Origin of the sequence: Promicromonospora umidemergens (assembly GCF_024171995.1) — a bacterium.
Lineage (GTDB): Bacteria > Actinomycetota > Actinomycetes > Actinomycetales > Cellulomonadaceae > Promicromonospora > Promicromonospora umidemergens.
Genome location: NZ_JAMTCT010000001.1, coordinates 601336 through 623825, shown reverse-complemented (window position 1 = coordinate 623825; position 22490 = coordinate 601336). Strand labels below are relative to the sequence as shown.

The window sequence follows — 22490 nt, the reverse complement described above, 5'->3', positions numbered from 1 at the left end:
GAACTCCCTCATCGCGTCCAGTCCCGCGGGAACGTCTCGTCCGTCCGCACCATACGCAGGGTGCCTGCCGACCCCGCACCTCCCGGACGCCTCACCGGTGTGCGACCAGAGCCTGACCGGCGGTCGAACGGCCGACGCCAGGCACGGTGTCGTCCGGGTGGTAACCGAGCCGGCCCCGGGTGGCCACGAGGAGCGCGCCCGCCACGACCGAGGAACCGAGCAGCAGCGCGTGCTGGATGTAGTCCCCGTGCAGGCCCGGGAAGACGCTGCTCCAGACCACCGAGGCGAAGTTGTTGATGCTGACGTGGAACAGCATCGCCATCGGGAGGCTCTGACCGGTCCGGTTGAAGACCCACATCATGACGATGTTGAACATGACGCAGACGACCACGAACTCGATCGGGCGGTACCAGGCGGCATCCGGGTAGCCGCCCCACTCCGTGAGGAACAGCGGCAGGTGCCACACCCCCCAGAGCGGGCCCACGATCGCGGCCGTCCCCAGGGGGCCGACCTTGCGCTGCAGGCGCGGGAGGGCGAAGTCACGCCAGCCCGGCTCCTCGGCCAGGCCGGTGGTGATCATCTGGAGCAGCAGGCCAGGCACGTAGGCGGCCAGGACCAGCACGGGCGGCACCTGCGCCTCACCGCCGACGAACACCGTCGAGACCACGAACACCGCCGGGACGCCGAGCAGGATCCCGGCGTACCAGCGCCACGAGACGCGCCAGCGCCAGAGCCGTCCGGCCCACTCGCGCAGCCCGGCGCGGCCGTCGGCGACCGCCGTCACCAGGAACGCGGACGCGATGGGGCCGAGGTAGGCGCCCGGGAGCACGCCCAGCAGCTGCGAGCCAAGGCCTCCGCCAGGGAAGGAGATGTCGAGCACGCCCAGACCGTGCTGCGAGAGGATGTACGGGGTCCAGGCGATCCAGCTCGCCAGGTTCGCGAGCACGAAGAACACGGTGACGGGGCGGCGCTCGATGAGGGCGCGCAGACCTCGTCCCGGGGCTTCGGCTGGGGCGATGACACTCATGTCGTCTCGTTCCGTCGTAGCGGTGCTGACGTGAGACGACGCTAGGAGTCGGCACCTTCCGCCCGCGCCGGGCGAAGGACCGAACCTCCGGACCTGCATCGAAGGATGGAGGCCCGTTCGGCATGCCATGGTCTCGGCATGCGATGGTGGAGGTAGGCCATGGTGGAGGCAGGTCCGTGCCCGCACGCGACTCGCCGGACCGGAGGGGGATGCCGTTGACCACGTCGGAGACGTCGGAGACGTCGAGATCCGCCGAGCTGTGGACGATCGGCCACTGGACGTGCCCGGAGCCGGAGTTCCTGCGGCCGCTCGACGAGCACGGGATCGAGCTGATCGCCGACGTCCGGGCGCTGCCCGGCTCGCGGCGCACCCCACACTTCGACCAGGACCAGATGCCGCAGTGGCTGGCGCGTGCCGACATCGGCTACCTCCACCTGCCCGAGCTGGGCGGTCGGCGCCGCAAGCAGCAGGTGGACCCGGACATCAACGCCGGCTGGGAGAACGCGAGCTTCAAGAACTACGCCGACTACACCCTCGACGCCCAGTACCGGCAGGGCGTCGAACGCCTGACGAAGCTGGCGCAGGACCAGCGGGTCGCGGTCCTCTGCGGCGAGCCGATGCCCTGGCGCTGCCACCGGCTGCTCATCGCCAACACCTTCGCCGCACGAGGCTGGACGGTCTGGCACCTGATCGTCGGTGCCTCGCCACGACGCCACGAGCTCGGTCGGTGGGGCGCCACACCGTCGGTGGACTCGGAGACGAACGTGACCTACCCGGCACAGGACGCCGCCGACGGTCGGTAGACCGGGTTCTCGGGGTTTCCTGTGAGTCGGTCCGCCCGGCGGACGGCGCCCTGCCGACGACGCCAGGGTGACGGCGCACGACGCGGGCGGGACTCACCGGAACCTCACAGAGGTCCCCAGAACGCGGCCAGCACGCCCCGGCAGGGTCTGCCTCATGAACAGAATCGACGTACGAGGACTGACCAAGCGGTACGGACCGGACACCGCGGTGGACGACCTGTCGTTCACCGTCGAGCCCGGCCAGGTGACGGGGTTCCTCGGCCCGAACGGCGCCGGCAAGTCGACGACCATGAAGATCATCATGGGCCTGGCCTCGCCGACGCACGGTTCGGTCACCATCAGCGGCCGCCACTACCGCGACCTGCCCGTGCCCCTGACCCACGTGGGTGCGCTGCTCGACGCCGGCGCAGTCCACGGCAGCCGGACCGCGCACAGCCACCTGCTGGCGCTGGCGGCGAGCAACGGCCTGCCTGCCCGCAGGGTCGGCACGGTGCTCGAACGGACCGGCCTGACGAGCGTGGCAGGCAAGCACGCCGGAGGATTCTCGCTCGGCATGCGACAGCGCCTCGGGATCGCGGCGGCCCTGCTCGGCGACCCCCAGGTGCTGATCTTCGACGAGCCGGTGAACGGCCTCGACCCAGAGGGCATCCGGTGGATCCGGGGCTTCATGCGTTCCCTGGCCCACGAGGGCCGAGCGGTCCTGGTCTCCAGCCACCTGATGAGCGAGATGGCGCAGACCGCCGACCACCTCGTCGTCATCGGCCGGGGCAAGCTGATCGCGGACACCAGCATGACCGATTTCATGACGGCCAACGGCGTGGGCACGGTGCTCGTCCGCTGCTCGGAGCCCGGCGTGTTCGCACGCCTGCTCACGGCCGCCGGGGCCACCGTGCGCGACGGGCCCGAGTCCTCGCTCGTCGTCTCGGACCTGGCCGCCGGGGAGATCGGCAAGCTCGCCGCCTACCACTCCGTCGTGCTCAGCGAGCTCTCCCCGCAACAGGCCTCGTTGGAGGACGCCTTCATGGAACTGACCAAGGACAGCCTCGAGTACCTGGGAGCCACCTCATGACCGCACCCGCCGCCGCACCCGCCGCCGCCCTCGCGGTCCCCTTCTCCCGGACTGTCCACGCCGAGTGGATCAAGTTCCGCAGCCTGCGCTCCACCTGGTACACCCTGGCCGGCCTCGGCTTCGCCGGGCTCGGCATCACCGCCCTCGGCATGAGTACCGTCGGGGTGGACTACGCGAACCTGACCGCCGCGGAGCGGGCGGACTGGGACCCGACCAACCAGAGCCTGACGACGTATCTCATCGCCCAGCTGATCATCGGCGTGCTGGGCATCCTGGTGGTCACCTCGGAGCACGCGACCGGCCTCATCCAGACGTCGCTGGCCGCCACACCCCGCAGGCACCGGCTGCTGGCCGCCAAGGCGGTGCTGCTCACCGGCGTAGCCGCCGTGACGGGGCAGGCACTCATGTTCATCTCGTTCTTCCTCGGGCAGACCATGCTCGCCGCGCAGGGCGTGCCGAACGCGAGCCTCGGCGACCCGGGGGTCCTCTCCGCCGTGCTGGGCGGCGGCGTCTATCTGACGGCGATCGCGCTGCTCGCCGTCGGCCTCGGCACGATCCTGCGGACCACGGCGGGTGCGCTCGTCACCCTGGTGTCCATCGTCTTCCTGGTCCCGGGATTCGCCGGCCTGTTCCCGTCGGGGCTCGCGGGCATCCTGGACTTCTGGCCGAGCCAGGGCGCCGCAGCGGTTCTCACCACCCTCCCGAACCCCGACTACCCGTACCCCTGGCTGAACCTTGGCGGGATGTGCCTCGGGGTAGCTGCGGTGCTGACCGTCGCGTTCGTCCTCTTCCGGCGCCGCGACGTGTGATGCCCCGGGCCGCGGAGGGCGATTCGTCCGCCGGTCACGCCCGTGACCTCCGTACTCTGATCGACGTGGAGCGAACAGGTGGGGCAAAGCCGCCGGCAGGCGCCCAGCGTCTGCTGGTGGTCGACGACGAGGACACCGTCCGCGAGCTGCTCTCCGCGACCCTGCGGTTCGCCGGGTTCGAGGTGTCGTCTGCGGCCACCGCCGGTGCGGCGGTGGCCGCGGCCGTCGCCGAGCCGCCCGACCTGGTGCTGCTCGATGTCATGCTGCCGGACATGGACGGCTTCGAGGTGGTCCGGAGGCTGCGGGAGCAGCGGCTGGGCGGACGCGGCCGCCCGGTGCCCGTCCTCTTCCTCACTGCCCGCGGCCGCCAGGCCGACAAGGTCACCGGGCTGTCCCTCGGCGCCGACGACTACGTGACCAAGCCGTTCGACCTAGAAGAGCTGATCGCCCGGATCCGCGCCATCCTGCGACGCACCTCCGAGCACCCGGCCGACGTGCTGACCGTCGGCACGCTCGCGCTCGACGCGGAAGGGCACCAGGTGACCCGGTCCGGGCGGCCCGTCCGGGTCTCACCCACCGAGTTCCGGCTGCTCAGGTACCTGATGGAGAACGCGGGACACGTGGTGTCCAAGGCGCAGATCCTCGACCGGGTGTGGAGCTACGACTTCGGCGGCGACGCCAGCATCGTCGACACGTACATCTCCTACCTGCGGCGCAAGGTGGACAACGAGGAGCCCAAGCTCCTCCACACCGTGCACGGGGTGGGCTACGTGATGCGGGAGCCGCGACAGTGACGCTGCGAACGAGGTCGGGAACGAGTTCGGGAATGCGGTCGGGAATGCGGTCGGGGATCCGGCCGCTGCGGCGGTTCTCCCTGCGCGTCCGGCTCCTGGTGATCACCGCGGGCCTGCTCCTGGCGGGGCTGAGCCTCATCAGCGCGCTGCTCTCCGAACACCTGGAGCGCTACCAGCTCGACCGCATCGACGGCCAGCTGCGGTCCTTCACCGACCTCGTCTCGCGCGCCTCCCCGAGCCTGCCACCGGAGCTCGACGCGGCCGGCGAGCTCTTCGGGCCCGCGCTCGACCTGCTCGGCGCCCCGTACCTGGTGTACCTGGACGCGGACGGCCAGGTGGACCAGGACCTCCGCTCCGCCGAGCTCGACGGCAACACCCTGCCGACGCTCGAGGGGCTGCGTACCGTCCCGACCGACGGCGAGGTCGTCGGTCTCCCGGGCGCGGACGGCGCCGAACGGTGGCGCGCCGCTGCCCGGCCGACCCTCGGGCGGGACGGCACCGTGATCGCGGCCGCTCCGCTCGCCGAGAGCCAGGCAACCATCGACGCGCTCCGGCGCAGCAGCGTGCTCAGCGGGGGCGTCCTGCTCGTCCTGCTGACGGCGGTCGGCTGGCTCGCCCTCGGCCGCGGCCTGAGGCCGCTGCGCCAGATCGAGCACACCGCGGCCGCGATCGCCGGCGGCGACCTCACCCGGCGCGTGCCCGACCTCGCACCGCCCGAGACCGAGATCGGCCACCTCGCCGGCTCGTTGAACACCATGCTCGGCCAGCTGGAGCAGGCCTTCGCCGACCGGGCCGCGTCCGAGACGCGGATGCGCGACTTCGTCTGGGACGTCAGCCACGAGCTACGCACCCCGCTCTTCGGCATCAAGGGCTCCACCGAGCTCTACCAGATGGGCGCGCTGCCCGACCGGGCCGACGTCGACGACGCGATGGGCCGGATCAACCGCGAGGCCACCCGGCTGGCCGCCCTCACCGAGGACCTGCTGGTCCTCGCCCAGCTGGACGAGGCGCCCGAGCAGCTCGACCGGACGCCGATGGACCTGCGCACCCTGGCGAGCGACGGCCGGCTCGACGTGCGGGCTCTCGATCCCACCCGCGCCGTCGAGCTCACCGGACCGGGTGGCGACGGGCCGGCTGGTCCCGCCCCGGTGCGCGCCGACGAGGCCCGGCTGCGGCAGGTCGTCACGAACCTCGTGGGAAACGCCGCCGCCCACACCCCGCCGGGAACTCCCGTCCGGATCGGCGTCGGCACGGTAGGGGACCGCGCCGTGCTCGAGGTCGCGGACGAAGGTCCGGGGATGAGCGCCGAGCAGGCGGGGCGCGCCTTCGACCGCTTCTACCGGGTCGACCGCTCCCGGAACCGCCATGTCGTCGGCCAGGGCGGGGCGGGTGCGGGGCTGGGGCTCGCCATCGCACGCTCGATCGCCCGGGCCCACGGCGGCGACGTCGAGCTGGAGACCGGCCTCGGCGAGGGTGCCTGCTTCAGGCTGACGCTGCCGCTGTCGGGTGCGGACCCCGCGTCCGACACCGCGTCCGACCCCGCGGGGCCAGCCGAAGGAGCCTGAAGGGGCGCCGCCAGGACTCGGCGACCTTCCCTGAGCCCACGCTGGCTCTCGTTCGAGCACGTCCCGCAGGCTGTGCGGCGGTCGACCGGTAAGGCGCTCGACCGTGTCGGTGGTGCGGTCCTCCGCACCAGCAGCGATCGCACGGTCCATACCCGCGAGCAGCGCGGCGAACTCCGGTGGAAGATGCGCCGCGAGGTGTTCCCGCATCTGCCCGTAGGACAGCCGGTCGTGGCGCACGGTCCGGCCGGTGACCTCGGTGATGATCGTGGCGACGTCGTCGTAGCTGAGCGTCTCCGGGCCGGTCAGCACGAGGTCGGAGTCGGGCGCGCGACCGGCGGTCAAGGCGTGCACGGCGACGGCGGCGATGTCCTCGACGTCGACGAATCCGACGCGGCCGCCCTCTGCCGCGCTCAGGATCACGCCGTTCGCCCGGATGCCGCTGGCGTGGAGATGACTGCCCGTGAAGTTCTGCATGAACCACGAGGGTCGCAGCACCGCCCATTGGTCGAACAGGCTTGGCAGAGCCTGGTGCACAGCTCCCACCGCTGGGCCTCCCGACGGCACAGCCGACGAGCTGAGCAGGACCGCACGGTCAACCCCCTCAGCACGTGCCCGCTGGAGAAAGGGCAGCATCACGGACGCCGGGTCCGGGTCGCCGACGGGCGGAATCAGGTAGACCCTGTCGACCCCGCCGAGAGCGTCCGCATGCGTCGTCGGGTCGTACCAGTCGAACCGGACCGGCTCAGCGCCCGGCACCGGGGCCGCACCACGGCTGGCCGCCCGCACCCGGCGGCCGGCGGCGACCAGCTGCGCGGCGGTGCGGCTCCCGGTGGTGCCCGTAGCGCCGATGACCAGCACGGCGTCGGCGGCGGTCATCGGCCGCTCCTGGCGAAGTCGGCGCCGGGTGCGCTGACCACGAGCGGGTTCCAGTAGTCGCGATAGCTGACGATCAGCCCGTCCTGGACCGTCACGACTGCGATGTAGCGCACGTCGAACGGCGCGGCGGTCTCCACCAGCCTGCCCACGCCGCGCATCTCGACGACGATGGTGTCGCGGTCGGCGGTCTCGTGGATCCGCACGTCCGAGAACTCGTGCAGATCGATGTGCTCGGGATATGCCTGCATGTAGGCGGCGATGGCCTCTTTCCCGTCCAGCTTCCCCGGCCAGCCCTCAGGTGCGAACGGGAACTCCAGCACACCCTCTTCGGCCCACAGGCCGACCCAGGCGGTGATGTCCTTTGCCAGGAGGAGGTCCAGGCTATGGCGGTACAGCTCTACCGGTGCGGTGCGTTGCGACACGATTCTTCCTCCACGTCGAATAGAATTCGGACCAGCGGTCCGCTTCAACGATACGGACCGCTGGTCCGTTTTGTAAAGGAGGAGCACCATGCCTGATCGCAGCCCCCGCAAGGACGCTGTCCGCAACCGCGCGGCGGTCCTTGCTGCGGCCGATGAACTCTTCGCCGCCAGCGACAGCACGGAGGAAGTCAGCATGGCCGAGATCGCGGCGGCGGCGGGCGTCGGCAAGGGGACGCTCTTCCGCGCCTTCGGTGACCGCGTCGGGCTCATCCGCGCCCTGTACCAGGCGCGGCTCGAACCGGTCTGGCACGCCGTCGAGGACGGCCCTGCCCCACTGGGGTCCAGCACCCCACCGCTCTCTCGCGTGCCGGCGCTGCTCGACGCCGTCCTGTGCTTCAAGCTCGACAACCGTCGACTCGCGCTCGCGCTGGAGAGCACTGGGAACGCCAGCCCGTACGAGGCCGAGCACTACGAACGGTGGCACACCCTGCTCCGGGACCTGCTGCGGCAGATTCCCGGCCATGCCGGCGACAGCGACTTCGCGGCACACGTGCTGCTCGCCGCCACAAGAGCCGACCTCGTCGAGCACCTCGCCGGCCACGAGCAGTTCCCGCGTGCGAAGCTACGCGCGCAACTGGCGACCTTCGCCGCCGCGGTGCTGGGCTCCGGTCCTCCCGCTCCGGCAGCCTGATCAGAGCATCCGGCCGACGACCCGGCGTCGGACGACGACGCCGACGTGCACGACGAGCGCGGCGTAGAAGCACAGGTGCGCCGCGACATGGAGCGGCACGAGGTCGCTGCTGCCGACCACCAGCGCGATCCCCGTCGCAGGGACGACGAAGAGCAGCGCGAGCAGGACGCGCTCCACCCGGTGCAGCACCATGCGGTCGGTCTCGGTGAGCCGGTCGTCCCACGGTGGCAGCGGCGTCGTCCTGCGCCACACCACGCGCAGGACGCCCATCGCCACGATCGCCAGCCCCAGCAGCACGTGCCACCCGGGGAGCGTGAGCTCGCCGCCCGCCAGGTCGCCCGTCCACAGGTCCGACCACGCGGCGCCGACGGCGTCGTCCGCGCCCTCCTCCCGGGCCTCCGCCACCTGCTCGCACTCCTCCTCGGCGCGGTCGAGCCGTTCCTCCTCGGCGTCGGAGGTGCGGCCGCCTCCGAGCTGCTCGCCCACCGGGTCACAGTCGACGTCCGTCGGATCCGCCTCATCGTCCATCACGTACCCGACGGTGAGCTGGGCGAGCAGCAGCGCGACCGTCGACCAGTGCAGGACCTTCGTGACGATGCCGTACCCGTGCTCGCCGTTGCGCCACCTCATGCCCGCAACCTCACCGCACACGGGCCCGTCCCGTCCACCCGTCCCGTCCACCCAGGAACCCGCGTGGTCGGTAGAACGTCACGAGATCGGCAGCTCGGAGTGCCGATCTCCTGACGTGCTGCCGACCAGCGGAGGCCTCGGTCAGCGCGGAGTGCGAGCCACCCGGTCCCGTGACACGGTGCGAGAAGGGCCGAGCGGCCCAGCACCGGCCACGCCCTTCCGGACAGGAGACGACGATGACCGACCAGCCCGGCTACGACCCTGCCGAGGACCCCGACGCCGACCCGGACCAGCTCAACCCGCGCACAGGCGCGGCCGCCGGAAAGAGCGAGCACAGCGCCTCGACCCCGCGGACCACCGGTGACGAGACCGGTCAGACCTATGACCCGGACTCTGATCCTGACTCCGACCCGGACTCGATGAATCCAAGAACAGGGAATCCCAGGACGGAGAACCCCAGGACCGACGGCCCCGCGCAGCCGGAGAGCTGAGGATGGCGATGCGTTCCTCCTGGTTCACCGACGCGGTCATCTACCAGCTCGACCCCCGCCTGTTCGTCGACTCGGACGACGACGGCTGGGGCGACCTGCCCGGCGTCGTCGAGCGCCTGCACTACCTGCGCGGGCTCGGCGCCACCTGCGTGTGGCTGCTGCCGTTCTACGAGTCGCCGTTCCGCGACGGGGGCTACGACGTCGTCGACCACCTCGCCGTCGACCCACGCCTCGGCGACCTCGCCGACGTGGCGCGGCTGCTGGAGACCGCCGACGACCTCGGGCTGCACGTGCTCGTCGAGCTGATCACGCAGCACACCTCGGACCAGCACCCGTGGTTCCAGGAGGCGCGGCGCGACCGGAGCTCGCCGTACCGCGACTACTACCTGTGGTCCGACGAGCCGCGCACCGACATCAAACCCATGTTCCCCGACGTGGAACCGGACACGTGGACCTGGGACGAAGAGGCGCAGCAGTTCTACCGGCACGCGTTCTACGCGCACGAGCCGGACCTGGCGCTCGACAACCCCCGCGTTCGCGAGGAGCTGCACCGCATCGTGTCGTTCTGGCTGCGCATGGGCGTCTCGGGGTTCCGGGTGGACGCGGTCCCCCTGATGCTCGAGCGTGCCATGGCCGCCCGCCCGGACACGGACGGGCAGTGGCTCGTGCGTGACCTGCGCGCAGCGGTGTCCGCGCAGCGCACCGGCGCGGTGCTGCTCGGCGAGGTGGACGTCGAGCCGGACCGCTATGCCGACTACTTCGGGGTCGACGGCGAGCAGGGGATGACGATGCTGCTCGACTTCTGGTCGAACAACCACGTCTTCCTCGCGCTGGCCCGGGGCCAGGCCGAGCCGCTGGAACGGGCCCTGCGCGCCCAGCCCGCGCCGCCGCCCGGCTCGACGTACGCGCACTGGCTGCGCAACAACGACGAGCTCGACCTGGAGCGGCTCACCGAGGGTGAGCGGCAGGAGGTGCTCGACGCCTTCGCCCCCGACGAGTCGATGCGCATCTACGACCGGGGCATCCGGCGTCGTCTGGCCCCGATGCTCGGCGGTGACGCGCGCCGCCTCGCGCTCGCGCACGCGGTCCTGCTCTCCCTGCCCGGGCCGCCGGTGCTGCGGTACGGCGACGAGATCGGGATGGGTGAAAACCTCGACCTGCCGGAGCGGGAGGCCGTCCGCACGCCGATGCAGTGGTCGACGACGCCGTCCGCCGGCTTCTCCCGTGCCCCGCAGGACCAGTTCCAGGCACCCGTGATCACCGGCCCGTTCGGCCCAGACCGCGTGAGCGTGGACGAGCAGAACGTGCGTGCCGGCTCGCTGCTGCACCGGGTCGGTGGCCTCGTGCGGGCCCGGCTGGGGATGAGCGAGCTGGGCAGGACCCGGCCGGAGACCTGGGACGTGGGTGCCCCGTCCGTCCTGGCGCTGCGATACCAGGTCGAGGAGTCCAGCGTGCTGCTGCTCAGCAACCTCGCGGACGAGGAGGTCGAGGCGACCCTGCCCGCCGACGAGATCACTGCCCTGCGCGCGGGTGCTGCGCGCTACGTCGACGTGCACGTGGACCAGGACTACCCGCAGGTGGAGACCGACGGCAAGATCGCCCTCGCCGGGTACGGCTACCGGTGGCTGCGCCGCACGATCGACGGTGAGGCGGGCAGCGCGGGCAGCTCTGGTGGCGGCGGGAGCGGCGAGGGCGGCGCGTGACGGTCGTCGGCTTCCACGTCTCCCACGAGCAGCTCCCTCCGGGCGAGGGGCTGCGCGTCGCCCGGCTCGCGCAGAACGCGGGTTTCGACGCGGCGATGTGCTCCGACCACCTCGCCCCGTGGAGCGAACGGCAGGGCGAGTCCGGCCTCGCGTGGCCGTGGCTCGGGGCCGCGCTGGCCGGCACCGACCTGTCCTACGGCACGGTGTGCGCGCCCGGTCAGCGCTATCACCCGGTGATCATCGCGCAGGCCGTGGCCACCCTCGGGGCGATGTTCCCCGGCCGGTTCTGGGTGGCCCTCGGCTCGGGCGAGAACCTCAACGAGCACGTGACCGGTGACCCGTGGCCCCCGAAGGCCGACCGGGACGCCCGGCTGGCCGAGTGCGTCCACGTGATCCGCGCGCTGCTGCGCGGGGAGGAGGTGGACCACAAGGGTCTGGTGGTCGCGCACCAGGCACGGCTGTGGACGCTACCTGAGGTCGTGCCCCCGCTGCTGTGCCCCGCGCTGACGGCGGGCACGGCCGCCCGGCATGCCGCCTGGGCGGACGGTCTGATCACCGTCAACCAGCCCGTCGCGGACCTGCGCCGGATCGTCGAGGCCTACCGGGAGGCGGGCGGCGCGGGCGAGGTCATGGTCCAGGTGCACCTCTCGTGGGCCCCCGACCTGGCCGAGGCTGAGGCGGTAGCACTCGACCAGTGGCGCACCAACACCGGAACGCCCGCGACCGCTGCGGACACCGCGACGACCGCCGCCTTCGACGCCCGGGCCGCGGACGTCGGGATCGCGGAGGTCCGGCGTGCCGTCCTGGTCTCCGCCGACCTCGGCGAGCTGACGGCGCGCCTGGCAGACCTGCGCGACGCCGGTGCCGACCGCCTCTACCTGCACCACGTCGGGCGCAGGCAGGACGAGTTCGTCGAGGCGTTCGGCGAGCACGTCTTGCCGGCGCTGCGCTGAGCTTTCCGGCGCTGCGCTGAGCTTTCCGGCGCTGCGCTGAGCTTGTCGGCGCTGCGCTGAGCTTGTCGGCGCTGCGCTGAGCCGCCGGGCCGGCAGCCGGATAGCGTGGACGTATGGCAGGCACCCTGCCCGACTGGCTCGGCTGGTGGACGAGCGCCGACTACGACGTCGCGCGCACGCTGCTCCAGCGCGGCTTCGGCGCGCTGTACGCGCTCGCGTTCTGGGGTGCGCTGCGGCAGTTCCGGCCGCTGCTCGGGGAGCACGGCCTCCAGCCGGTCCCCGCGTTCGTCGCCCGCACGCACTGGCGGGACGGGCCCTCCTTGTTCCGGTGGCACTACTCGGACCGGCTGCTCGTAGCGGTCGCCTGGTGCGGCGTGGTGCTGGGGGCGAGCGTCGTCGTCGGGCTGCCGCAGGCAGGGCCCTGGTGGGTGCCGATGCTCGTGTTCCTCACGCTGTGGTGGCTCTACCTGTCGGTGGTCAACGTCGGGCAGACCTTCTACGCGTTCGGCTGGGAGACCCTGCTGTGCGAGGCCGGTCTGCTGGTCGCGTTCCTGGGGTCCGGCGCCGTGCCGGTGCCCTTTGTGATGATCGTCGCGGTGCGCTGGCTGCTGTTCCGCCTGGAGCTCGGCGCCGGCCTGATCAAGTGGCGTGGCGACACCGCCTGGCGCGACCTGACCGCCCTCGACTACCACCACGAGACCCAGCCGCTGCCCGGCCCGTTCTCCTGGCACGCGCACCACCTGCCGCGCTGGTGGCACCGGTTCGAGGTGGTGGGCACGCACGTCAGCCAGCTGGTGGTGCCGTGGCTCCTCTTCCTGCCCCAGCCGTTGCCGTCCGTCGCCGGCGCGGTGTTCGTCCTCACCCAGGGCTGGCTCGTGCTGACCGGCAACTTCGCGTGGCTCAACTGGGCGACCATCGTCCTCGCCCTGGGGGTGATCGACGACGGCGCGTGGGCCTGGCTGGGTGGGCTGCTCGGGCTGCCCGACGGCGCCGCGGCGGCTTCCGCTGCCTCCGCACCCCCGACGTCGCTCGCCTTCGTGCTCGTGGTCGGTGCCGTGGCGCTGGTGCTCCTCGTGCTGTCGGTGCGGCCGGCGCTGAACCTCGTGTCGCGGCAGCAGCGGATGAACGCGAGCTTCGAGCCGTTCCGGCTGGTCAACGCGTACGGCGCGTTCGGCTCGGTCACCCGGCGCCGCGACGAGATCACCGTGGAGGGCACCCTCGCCGCGCGGCCCGGCCCCGACGACTGGGTCGAGTACGAGTTCCGGGGCAAGCCCGGACCGCCGGGCCGGCGACCGCCGCAGGTGGCGCCCTACCACCTGCGGCTGGACTGGCTCATGTGGTTCCTCCCGCTTGGCCACTCCGCCAGGTGGTTCACCGTGTTCCTGCGCCGGCTGCTCGAGGCCGACCCCGCGACCCTGCGCCTGCTGCGGCACGACCCGTTCGACGGCCGGCGGCCGAGCACCGTCCGAGCGGTCCTGCACCGCTACCGGTACACGACGCCCGAGGAACGACGGCGCACCGGGGACTGGTGGGTGCGGGAGCGGCTCCAGCTGGCCGTCGACCCGGTGCGCCTTCCGGACAGGTGACGGGTCGTGGCGGGTCAGGGGTGGGCGTGGTGGGGCTGGACCGTACCGACCCGCTCGCCCTCGCCCAGCACGACGAACTGCCCCATCATCCCGTCGTCCTCATGCTGGAGCACGTGGCAGTGGAACATGTACGGCACGTTCGGGTCGGTGTGGTCGGTGAAGCGCATGGCCAGCCGGTACCGCCTGTCCGGGACGAGCAGCACGGTGTCCTTCCAGCCGCCCAGGTGCGGCGGCGGTGCTTCGCCGTCGACCGTGAGGACCTGGAACTGCACGTCGTGGACGTGGAAGTTGTGCACGTAGCCGTTGTCGTTGACCACCTCCCACACCTCGACGGTGCCCTCGCGAACGCCGAAGTCGATGCGGTCCATCGCCATCGACCTGCCGTTGATCTTGTCGGCGGCCAGCGAGAACGAACGCTCGGCGGCGACCGCCGCGCCGGCCAGGTCCGGTGCGTCAGCGAGCACCGCGGGCAGCTCGGCGTCGTCGGACAGGGTGGCAGCGGCCCGGAACTGGCAGATGTCGAGGCGGTCCTCGAAGCCGTCGAGCCGTCCCGACGCGCCGCCGTACTCCGGAGAGGGGTAGGAGCGCAGCTCGACGCTCGCGCCGGGCTCGAAGGCCACGACGATCTCCGCCCGCTCTCCGGGCGAGAGGTGGAGCCGGTCGGTCTCCCACGGCTGGGCCAGCAGACCGCCGTCGGTGGCGGTCAGCGAGAACTTCCGGTCGTCGGAGAACCCGAAGTTGTACAGGCGCGCGTTGGAGCCGTTGAGCAGCCGCAGCCTTACCAGCCTGGTCGTGACGTCGACGTACGGGCCGAGCGTGCCGTTGACGAGGATCTCGTCGCCGATCACGCCCAGCGAGCCCGCCAGGGGGATGCGCTCGGTGAACTGGTTGTCCCGGTCGAACGCCCGGTCCTGCACGATCATCGGGATGTCGTCGACGCCGTAGGTGGACGGCAGGCCCTGCGCCCTGTCGTCGGTCCTGTCGTCGGCGCTGTCGTCGGCGCTGTCGTCGGCGCTGTCGTCGATGATGAACAGGCCCGTCAGGCCCCGGTAGGTGTGGTCGGCGGTCGCACCGTGCACGTGCGGGTGATACCAGAGGGTCGCCGCAGGCTGGTCGATCGTCCACCGCGGTTCCCACGTCGCACCGGGCGCGACCGGCTGGTGCGGACCACCGTCCATGGCCGCAGGCAGGTGCATGCCGTGCCAGTGCAGCGAGGTCTCCCTGTCCAGGCCGTTGTGCACGGCGAGCTCGACCCGCTCGCCGCGTCGTGCGCGGATCGTCGGACCGAGGTAGCTGCCGTTGACGCCCCACGTGCGGGTGGCCTGCCCCTCCTTGAACGCCGTCTCGCCCGCCTGGATCCCGAGCGCGAACACTCGGGCCCCTGCGGCGCTGGTGGTGGACTCTGCCAGCGGCGGGATCGCCAGGGCTCTGCCGAAGTCGATCGTGCCGACCGTGTCCCGCTTCGCGGCGGCGTAGTAGACCCCGAGGCCACCGGCGCCGAGCACCACCGCTCCCCCGATACCGATGCCGAAGATCTTCAAGGCTGTGCGACGTTGCATGCGGCGTTCCATGGGACGACCGTCCCGCGACGAGGGCCGCCGTCGCATCGGTGAGAACTACGTAGACCCGAGGCTGGGCTGGGCTCTGAGCTGTCGCCGGGAGGTGATCCCTAGCTTGGGGAAGATGTTGCGCAGGTGCGCGTCGACGGTGCGCGGGCTGATGAACAACCGCGCGGCCACCTCGTTGGACGTCGCACCGGTGGCAACGAGACGGGCGATGTGGAGCTCCTGCATGGTGAGCTGGTCCCTGGTGTGCCCGGACCGCCGGCGCGCCGTCTCGCCCGTGGCGCGCAGCTCGTCGGCGGCCCGCTGGGCGAACGCCTCGAGCCCGGCCCCGGACAGGAGCTCGTGGGCGGTGCGCAGGTGCGGACGGCAGTCCCGGCGCCGACCCTCGCGGCGCAGCCACTCCCCGTACAGGAGGTGGGCCCTGGCCCGGTACGGGAGCATCGGGCTCTGCGCGAGCCGGTCGACGGCCTCCCTGTAGTGGTCCTCCACCCCGGTGACCAGCCCGCGCGCGTAGGCCGCTGTGCCAAGGCCCGACGTCGTCCCACTGGCCTCGGTCCGTTCGGTCAGCGACTCCAGCGCGGCGACGGCGGCGTCCCGCTCACCACAACGGACCGCGGCCTCGACCAGCTCGGGCAGGGAGAACGTGGCGATGAAGAGGTCTTGGTCGGCGACAGCCCGTCGGGCCGCGGCCAGCGCAGCAGGGTAGTCGGCCAGGCCGTTGTTCAGCACGGCCTCGGCCCAGTGGACGTTGGCCACGAGCTGCCCTGCGCTGCGCGCCCTCTCCGTGGCGGTCTCGAACAGCGCGAGCGCCTCCTCGCGTCGACCGCGCATCGCCGCCAGGTGCAGCCGGTGGTACATGACCGAGGTGCCGCCGGTCGCGTCGGCTATCGCTTCCTCCTCCGCGACCGCGGCCATGGCGCTGTCGAGGTCGCCGGTCAGCGCGGCATGGGAGGCCGTCTGGGCGAGACCCAGGCGGAGCACGAGCGGCGAGCCCGACTCACGCCCGTCCTTCATGAGCCACTCGATGATCGTCGCGTGGACGTCCGGGTCCCACAGCTCCGCCGCGAGCGTGACCGCGAGCGCCGGATGCCGGGTCCACATCGCGCCGTCGGAGCCGTCGAGGGCGTCGCGGATCAGAGGAACGGCCGCGCGGTGCCCCTCCGCGCCCAGCACGGACAGCGCGTCCAGGACATCCGGGGCACGTGGCGGGGAGGTCGACGGCGAGGACTGTGCCGCGGCCAGGACCCGATCCATCATGCCGGTCGCCCGGCCGACGAGCAGGCTCTTCTCGAGCGCCTGCAGGTAGACCTCGCGGGACTGCTCGGGATCCAGCAGGGCGAGCCGCCCTGCCGCGCGCAGCATGAACATCGGGCCGTCGCCGTCTCCTTCCCTTACGAAGGCGATCTCGCCCCTGATCAGGTCGGCCTCGGCATCCTGGAGCTCGTCGAGGCCCGAGCTCCCGACGGCCGTGAGCAGCTCCGCCGCCCGATCGGCAGCGCCCGCCTCGAGCTGGGCACGCGCCGCCGTCAGTGTTCGTCGGACCCGCTCGGCAGCGCCCAGCGACAGCTCCGCCGCCCGTTCCAGGAAGGCCGCGGCGGCGACCACTCCGCCACGCGCCCGGGCGCGTGACGCCGAACGCTCCAGCTCCACGGCGATGTCGTCGTCCGGGCCGCTGACCGCCTGGGCGCGGTGCCACGCGCGCCGGTCCGGGTCCGTGACCGGGTCGGTCACGGCACCGAGGGCCCGGTGTACCAGCCGGCGCTCCCGCGCACCCGCAGCCTGATAGGCCGCTGTCCGGGCCAGCGGGTGGTAGAACCGGACGCGAGTGCCGAGCTCGACGAGCTCCGTGGCGGTGGCTGCCGCGACCGCGGTCGGCACGTCGATGCCCAGACGCTGGGCCGCAGGCCACAACAGCCCGGGGTCTCCGGTCGGGTCGGCGCTCGCGAGGGCCAGCAGCAGCCGCGCCTCGGCGGGCAGGCCGGTCAGCGTGGCGCGGAACCCCCGCTCGACCCGGGTCGGCGCGGGGGACGGGTCCGGCGGGGCGAACCCACCAGCCCGGGGCAGTGCCAGCAGGGCCAAGGGGTTCCCGCGTGCTTCGGCCACTATCCGGTCGCGCACCTGCTCGTCGAGCGTCTCGTGGCTCTGCGCGGCGAGCAGGGTCCGGGCGTCGCCGTCGCTCAACCCGGCGACCGTCAGGCTCGGCAGCCCGTCCAGCCCGTCCAGTCCGTCCAGTCCGTCCAGTCCGTCCAGTCCATCCAGTCCGTCCAGTCCGTCCAGTCCGTCCACGGGACGGGGCAGCCGAACCGCGAACACCATGGCCACCGGCTCCGCGGCGATCCGCCGGGCGAGGAACGTCAATGCCTTCGACGACGCCGAGTCCAGCCACTGGGCGTCGTCGACCAGGCAGAGCAGCGGGCGTTGCCGGGCCGCAGCCGCCAGCAGCCCCAGAGCCGCCAGACCGATGTGGAAGACCTCGGGTGTGCCCGCCATCAGCCCCAACGCGACCCGGAGCGCGTCCTGATGCTGGACGGGCAGCTCGTCGAGGTGCCGCAGCACCGGCAGGCAGAGCTGGTGCAGGGCGGCGAACGGCAGGTCCGCCTCGAACTGGGACCCGGTCGCCTGGATGACCTGGAACCCGGGCGCGCTCTGCCGAACATGGTCGAGCAGTGCGCTCTTGCCGATACCTGCTTCACCGCACAGGACCAGCGACCCACCGAGGCTTTCCTGCGCGGCACCGGTCAGCTCGGTGATGCGCCGGACCTCGTGCTGCCTTCCGACGAGCGGTCCCCGAGGCCTGGCCGACGTTCGCATACGCGTACGGTATCCACCCGACCGGGTGGGTCCTGCCGCGGGGTGAAGCTACCCCTGCGAGGTGTGCTGCTCTGCGTCGACAGCGTCGACAGTGCCGACAGCGTCCACGCAGAGCAGCACGCTCCGCCTCCGGACGGTCACCCCCGAGGTCCGCCGTGGCCCCTGCCGCGCCGGACATACAGGCGGTTGCCCTCTGGACCGGTCCACTCCAGCTCCACGACGCCCGCGACGGCGGCGTCGTCGATGCGCGACGGGTCGGCCCAGTAGCCCTGGGCCGGGTTGCGGAAGAACGTCGCCCAGGGCTTGCCGCTGCGATCGAGGAAGATGTTGTTGTGGCCGGCTCCCACACCAGCGGTCCAGCGCTCGGTGTACGGGCCCTCGAAGCTGTCGGACACGGCGACGACGAGGTCGTACTGGTACTGCACACGTCCGGGTGCTGGAGGGTCGTAGGCGTTCCGTGTGCTCCCGTCGAGGTTGGTCGACGTGCGGTCCCACGCGGCGTGCGAGAGGTAGTACCTGCCGCCGTGCTTGAACATGTACGCGCCCTCAAGGTACGGCTCGGGCGTGTACGGCGTCTGCCGGAACCTCGGCAGGTCGGTGGTCGGGGCGATGTCCTCCATGTCGTCCCGGAACTTCGCGTAGAGGTCGTTGTGCAGCACGAGCCACGCGTCGTCGCCCTCGGAGAAGAGGCTGCCGTCGATGTGGTGGTAGGCGCCCGGCTCGATGAAGCCCGGCCCGCCGACGAACGATTCGCCGAACGGCTTGTCGAGGTTGCCCTCGACGAGCCGGTACGGGCCCTCGACGCCGCCCTCGCTCACGAGCATGAACGAGCCGACCTTGCGGGAGTGGTCACCCATGCAGGCGACGATGTACCAGGTGCCGCGGAAGTAGTGCACCTCGGGGGCCCAGGCGTTACCGCGCTTGCCGAACTGGCCGTCGTCGTACCAGTACTCCTGCCACGGTGCCACGACGGTGCGCCCGGGCCGGTTCTCGTCCACGAACTCGGGCGACCACACCTTGCCCTTCTCCGCGTCGGGCCGGATGCCGGTCGTGTCGACCAGCTTCCACGGTCCGCGCAGGGAGCTGGCCACCCACATGAAGATGCCGTCGTTCCACGGGCCGGCCGCTGGGCGGCCCGGCACGCGGGTGGTCCCCGTCGCGACGTAGACGGGTCGCCCGTCGACGACGAAGCAGTTGACGTACGTGTCCCGGATCCAGACCTGGCCGCGCTCCTCGTCACGAGGGCGGAGCTCCAGCGGCAGGATGAAGGAGTTGTCCTCGCGCGGCCACAGGTCCAGCCGGGTGTCCGCGGCTCCGTAGGGCTCGGGGTCGGGCCAGTTGGCCGGGTAGCTCGCGGGGTTCCGGTGGGTTGCACCCGCGGCAGCCGCTCCCGGAGCCCGCACGGCCGACGCCGCAGTGGCAGGCTGCGCCCACCCCAGTGCCAGCGAGCCTGCGAGGCCTGCGGCGCCCGCAAGGACCGCCCGCCGGTCGACAGGGGACTCTTTCTCGAAGCCAGTCATCTCAGGCATTCTCCTTCCACGCACAGCGCCGGTGCCGCGCGTCGAGAGGGACGCTAACCACAGTCATTTCAACGCTCAAGACGCGACAGAAAGGTTCGTGAACGGGGTTCGCCCACCCGGCCTATGCCGCGCGCCCCTGCACCACCCAGTCCGCCAGGGCGGACAGCGGGACCAGCAGCTCGCGGCCTCGCGCGGTGAGGTCGTACTCGACGCCGGGCGGGACCGTGGGGAACACGGTCCGTGCGACGAGCCCGTCGTCCTCCAGCGTCCGGAGCGTACGGGTCAGCATCCGCTGGCTGATGCCGTCGGCGCGCCGGTGCAGCTCGTTGAACCGGTGCGCCCGCTCCGCGAGCAGCATCAGCACGAGCAGCGTCCACTTGTCGCCCAGCATCCGGACCGTGTGGGTGACCGGACACGCCTCGTAGTCCGCCGCTCGGACCTGGCCCGGCAGCCGGGCGCCGACGGCGGCGGTGACCATGTGGGGCACACCGGTGTTCCCATCTGACATGAAAGTGCCTTCTTCCGAGACGTCCGCGCGACGGTGAGGATCGATCCCGTCACCGTATCCAACGGTCGGCATCTCACGGCCGGATCGGCGGCCGACGACGAGGAGACAAGAATGAGCACCTCCCCCACGCTGCTGGTCCTGGGAGCAGGTCCCGGGCTCGGCATGTCGGTAGCCCGTCGCTTCGGCGCCGAGGGGTACGCCGTCGGTCTGGTCTCCCGCAGCGCCGACCGGCACCCCGGCTACCTGGACGAGCTGCACTCGGCCGGGGTCCGCGCCGTCGCCGTCGCCGCGGACGTGCGCGAGCCCGGACGGCTGCGCCGCGCGGTCGACGAGGTCGAGAGCCGGCTCGGACCGGTCGACGTCGTCTACCACGGGCCCGGCGCGGACAATCCCGCGGCAGCACCGGTCGGCATCCTCGAGACCGGTGCTGCCGACGTGCGCGAGGTCGCCGCTCAGGTCGTCGAGCCCGCCATCGAGCTGGCTGGGCTGGTCCTGCCCGGGATGCGCGAGCGCGGCAGCGGCGCCATCGTCTACGTGGCTGGGCTCAGCGCCGTGGTCCCGCTGCCGTTCCTCGGACCGTTCGCCCCGGCGTCGGCCGCGCTGCGCACGTACGCCCTCACCCTCGCGGAAGCCGTGGCGTCCGACGGCGTCCACGTGGGCTCCCTCGTGATCGGCGGCCTTGTCGAGCGTGGCGACATCCACCGGATGCTGACGTCCCTGCCGGCGGACGCCGGTGACGCGCACGGGGCGGCCGTCGCCGGGGCGACTCTCGATCCCGACGACCTCGCCGACGCCGTCTGGCGCATCGCGGCAGGCGCTGAACGCGAGGTCGTGGCCGACGCCATCACGACGTAGCGCGGTTCGGCCGGGCCATTGCGCCCGCCTGGGGCAGCCGCCGTGATCCGTGGTCATGCCGCCGCGCCCGGTGGTTCGAGCGAGCAGGTGTTGTCCGGCTCTGGCGCGGGTTCGATGGCCTCGGGCAGGCGGATGCGGCGACCGTGGGCGTCGGTGAAGGCCCACCCTGTCTCCAGCAGGGTTCCAGCGCCGTCGGCGGCCGTGGGCTTGCCGGTCCAGTGCATGACGATGCCCCTGGCGTCCACGAGCTGATGATGATGCCAGCACAGCAGTGCGCTGTTGCTCACGGAGGTGCTTCCGCCGTCTGCCCAGTGCGTCACCGCATGATGAACCTCGCAGCGCGAAGCCGGCTGATCGCAGCCCGGGAACACGCAGTGCTTGTCGCGGGCGATCACCGCGCGTCGCATCTGGCCGGTCACCGTGCGCTGCGCACGTCCCACGTCGAGCGCGGCGCCGTCCGGACCGAACACGATCCGGGTGATCGCACTGTCGCAGGCCAGACGGCGCACCACTGCCCGCGGCACCCGGACACCGGTCTCGGTGAACACCGGGCCTCCTGCCGACAGCAGCCCGGACGGGGTGGACGGGGCTGAGCCGGGGGCCGCGTGGCCGCAGCTGAGGCAGAGCCCGTCGCGGCTGCGGGTGACCTGCGTGACCAGCTCCGTCCAGGACACCGTCACGTTCAGGTGCGGCGCGATCGCGGCCCCCGGCGAGGCCTCGTTCGCGTCCAGCACGAGGCGGGCCACGTCGGCCACGGCCTGGGCACGTCGCTGGCCCGGGGTCCTGTTGTCCTCGGCGGCGGGCGACCCCGTCACCGCGTTGACCGCGGTGGACAGCAGCAGGCCGTGCTCGTCGGTCAGGAAGCCCTCGACGTGATACCCGCCGAACGTCTTGGCCAGGTCCAGGTATTCGCCCTTGGCGGCCTTGTCGTCCTCGACGTCGTCGGTGTCCGGGTCCGTCACCGTGGCGAACCGGCGCGCCACCGTACGGAACTGGTCGGCGTTCAGAGCACCGGCCTCCCGCAGGACCAGGCCTTCCCCGGTGACCAGCGCGCCGTCGGCGATCGCATCCTCGAGCACCTGCGTGATCCGCTCACGGGTGCGGGTACCGTCCGGGTCGTCCGCGGGATCCGGGAAGTCCACCGCGACGCTCTGCACGAACTGCTCTGGCGTGGTCGCCTCTCCGGTGCGGGTGTCGACCAGCCAGGCCAGCGCATCCTGACGCGTCTCGCTGGTCGGGGCGACCTCGGTCATCACCCTTGCGTGGTCGGCACCCAGCGCTCCGGACACCAGCCGCTCGCGCGTGGCGGGCAGCGCGGTGGCCAGGCGGCGCGCGGTGGCCACCTCCTTACGCGCCGTGGCCGCCGCAACGCCTTCCCGCACGCGCAGCCACGACGTGAAGGTGCGCGACATTCCGCCCGACCGCCACGACCCCTCGTCCTCGATGCGCGGCAACAGGGTGTACCGGACCCCGTCCAGCCGCCCCGTCACCCGGCGGACCCGGGTGTGTGCCTCGGCGAGCCGCGCGACGCTCGGTGCGTCCCACCCGTCGAGCACCTCCGGACCGACCAGGTCTGCGAGGTCACCGACCGCGCTCTCGATCCGGCCGAGGACCTCCTCCAGCGCACCGGGAGGCACACCACCGGAGGACGTGCCGCTGGTCGGCTGCCGCACGGTCACCACCTCCTGCCACCTAGGTATCCACTTCCTCACCGCGACCATCATCTCGAACATTCGTACGGATCGCATGCCGGCTTCTGAATCTGTGGATAACCCATTCACGACCGGCTCGGAACGCGTCGCCGCCCGCCGG

The 22490-nt window shown here is 72.0% G+C and carries 19 protein-coding genes and 1 pseudogene; 11 read left to right on the top strand and 9 right to left on the bottom strand.

Annotation, left to right across the window (positions count from 1 at the left end; genetic code table 11):
• Nucleotides 1-91: 91 nt before the first annotated feature.
• Nucleotides 92-1027, bottom strand: coding sequence for a CPBP family intramembrane glutamic endopeptidase (locus APR04_RS02905; protein WP_253867755.1), 936 nt, complete (start codon nt 1025-1027; stop codon nt 92-94).
• A gap of 176 nt (nt 1028-1203) precedes the next feature.
• On the opposite strand from APR04_RS02905, the gene APR04_RS02900 reads away from it, so the two are divergent.
• The 5 genes from APR04_RS02900 (at nt 1204) to APR04_RS02880 (ending at nt 6067) form a co-directional block, all read left to right on the top strand.
• Nucleotides 1204-1830, top strand: coding sequence for a DUF488 domain-containing protein (locus tag APR04_RS02900; protein ID WP_253867754.1), 627 nt, complete (start codon nt 1204-1206; stop codon nt 1828-1830).
• A 154-nt stretch (nt 1831-1984) separates the two neighbouring features.
• Entirely contained in the window at nt 1985-2899 is a 915-nt protein-coding gene (locus APR04_RS02895) for an ABC transporter ATP-binding protein (protein ID WP_253867753.1), read from the top strand.
• The gene (locus tag APR04_RS02890) at nt 2896-3708 is read left to right on the top strand and encodes an ABC transporter permease (protein ID WP_253867751.1); all 813 of its coding nucleotides are present in this window, start codon (nt 2896-2898) and stop codon (nt 3706-3708) included. Before APR04_RS02895 ends, APR04_RS02890 begins: the two co-directional genes overlap by 4 nt.
• 65 nt (nt 3709-3773) lie before the next feature.
• Complete coding sequence (locus APR04_RS02885) at nt 3774-4502, top strand: response regulator transcription factor (RefSeq protein ID WP_253867749.1); 729 nt, start codon at nt 3774-3776, stop codon at nt 4500-4502.
• Between the two features lie 32 nt (nt 4503-4534).
• On the top strand, nt 4535-6067 hold the full coding sequence (locus APR04_RS02880) for a sensor histidine kinase (protein ID WP_253867747.1): 1533 nt from the start codon (nt 4535-4537) through the stop codon (nt 6065-6067).
• Nucleotides 6068-6637: 570 nt separating this feature from the next.
• On the opposite strand, the pseudogene APR04_RS02875 reads toward APR04_RS02880, so the two are convergent.
• Both APR04_RS02875 and APR04_RS02870 read right to left on the bottom strand, forming a co-directional pair.
• Nucleotides 6638-6943 (bottom strand): annotated as a pseudogene (locus APR04_RS02875) (SDR family oxidoreductase); the annotation flags it as partial.
• A complete protein-coding gene (locus APR04_RS02870) occupies nt 6940-7365 on the bottom strand; it encodes a nuclear transport factor 2 family protein (protein WP_253867745.1) in 426 nt (141 codons plus the stop codon). The pseudogene APR04_RS02875 and the gene APR04_RS02870, both read right to left, overlap by 4 nt.
• Nucleotides 7366-7453: 88 nt before the next feature.
• On the opposite strand from APR04_RS02870, the gene APR04_RS02865 reads away from it, so the two are divergent.
• Nucleotides 7454-8056 carry a TetR/AcrR family transcriptional regulator gene (locus tag APR04_RS02865; RefSeq protein ID WP_253867743.1) on the top strand — a complete coding sequence of 201 codons (603 nt, stop codon included), beginning with the start codon at nt 7454-7456 and terminating at the stop codon, nt 8054-8056.
• Here the strand turns inward: APR04_RS02865 and APR04_RS02860 are convergent, their stop codons facing one another.
• Nucleotides 8057-8686 (bottom strand): cytochrome b, encoded by a 630-nt coding sequence (locus APR04_RS02860; RefSeq protein ID WP_253867742.1) that lies wholly within the window; start codon nt 8684-8686, stop codon nt 8057-8059. It lies immediately after the preceding gene.
• A gap of 236 nt (nt 8687-8922) precedes the next feature.
• Here APR04_RS02860 and APR04_RS02855 point away from each other — a divergent pair, with 236 nt between their 5' ends.
• The 4 genes from APR04_RS02855 (at nt 8923) to APR04_RS02840 (ending at nt 13419) form a co-directional block, all read left to right on the top strand.
• On the top strand, nt 8923-9177 hold the full coding sequence (locus APR04_RS02855; RefSeq protein ID WP_253867741.1) for a hypothetical protein: 255 nt from the start codon (nt 8923-8925) through the stop codon (nt 9175-9177).
• Nucleotides 9178-9185: 8 nt separating this feature from the next.
• Nucleotides 9186-10880: an alpha-amylase family protein gene (locus APR04_RS02850; RefSeq protein ID WP_253867740.1), complete on the top strand. Its 1695-nt coding sequence runs from the start codon at nt 9186-9188 to the stop codon at nt 10878-10880.
• On the top strand, nt 10877-11833 hold the full coding sequence (locus APR04_RS02845) for a TIGR03885 family FMN-dependent LLM class oxidoreductase (protein ID WP_253867739.1): 957 nt from the start codon (nt 10877-10879) through the stop codon (nt 11831-11833). Before APR04_RS02850 ends, APR04_RS02845 begins: the two co-directional genes overlap by 4 nt.
• 113 nt (nt 11834-11946) lie before the next feature.
• A complete protein-coding gene (locus APR04_RS02840) occupies nt 11947-13419 on the top strand; it encodes a lipase maturation factor family protein (RefSeq protein ID WP_253867738.1) in 1473 nt (490 codons plus the stop codon).
• Nucleotides 13420-13433: 14 nt separating this feature from the next.
• Here the strand turns inward: APR04_RS02840 and APR04_RS02835 are convergent, their stop codons facing one another.
• From APR04_RS02835 to APR04_RS02820, 4 genes are all read right to left on the bottom strand, one after another.
• On the bottom strand, nt 13434-14978 hold the full coding sequence (locus APR04_RS02835) for a multicopper oxidase family protein (protein ID WP_253867737.1): 1545 nt from the start codon (nt 14976-14978) through the stop codon (nt 13434-13436).
• Between the two features lie 57 nt (nt 14979-15035).
• Nucleotides 15036-17795, bottom strand: coding sequence for an AAA family ATPase (locus tag APR04_RS02830; protein WP_253867735.1), 2760 nt, complete (start codon nt 17793-17795; stop codon nt 15036-15038).
• Nucleotides 17796-17932: 137 nt separating this feature from the next.
• Nucleotides 17933-19324: a family 43 glycosylhydrolase gene (locus APR04_RS02825; protein ID WP_253867733.1), complete on the bottom strand. Its 1392-nt coding sequence runs from the start codon at nt 19322-19324 to the stop codon at nt 17933-17935.
• A gap of 112 nt (nt 19325-19436) precedes the next feature.
• Nucleotides 19437-19823, bottom strand: coding sequence for a winged helix-turn-helix transcriptional regulator (locus APR04_RS02820; protein WP_253867730.1), 387 nt, complete (start codon nt 19821-19823; stop codon nt 19437-19439).
• 111 nt (nt 19824-19934) lie between these two features.
• Between APR04_RS02820 and APR04_RS02815 the strand changes: the two genes are divergently transcribed.
• Nucleotides 19935-20678 carry an SDR family NAD(P)-dependent oxidoreductase gene (locus tag APR04_RS02815; protein WP_253867728.1) on the top strand — a complete coding sequence of 248 codons (744 nt, stop codon included), beginning with the start codon at nt 19935-19937 and terminating at the stop codon, nt 20676-20678.
• A 53-nt stretch (nt 20679-20731) separates the two neighbouring features.
• Here APR04_RS02815 and APR04_RS02810 read toward each other — a convergent pair whose 3' ends face one another.
• Nucleotides 20732-22351: an HNH endonuclease signature motif containing protein gene (locus tag APR04_RS02810; RefSeq protein WP_253867727.1), complete on the bottom strand. Its 1620-nt coding sequence runs from the start codon at nt 22349-22351 to the stop codon at nt 20732-20734.
• Between the last annotated feature and the right edge of the window lie 139 nt (nt 22352-22490).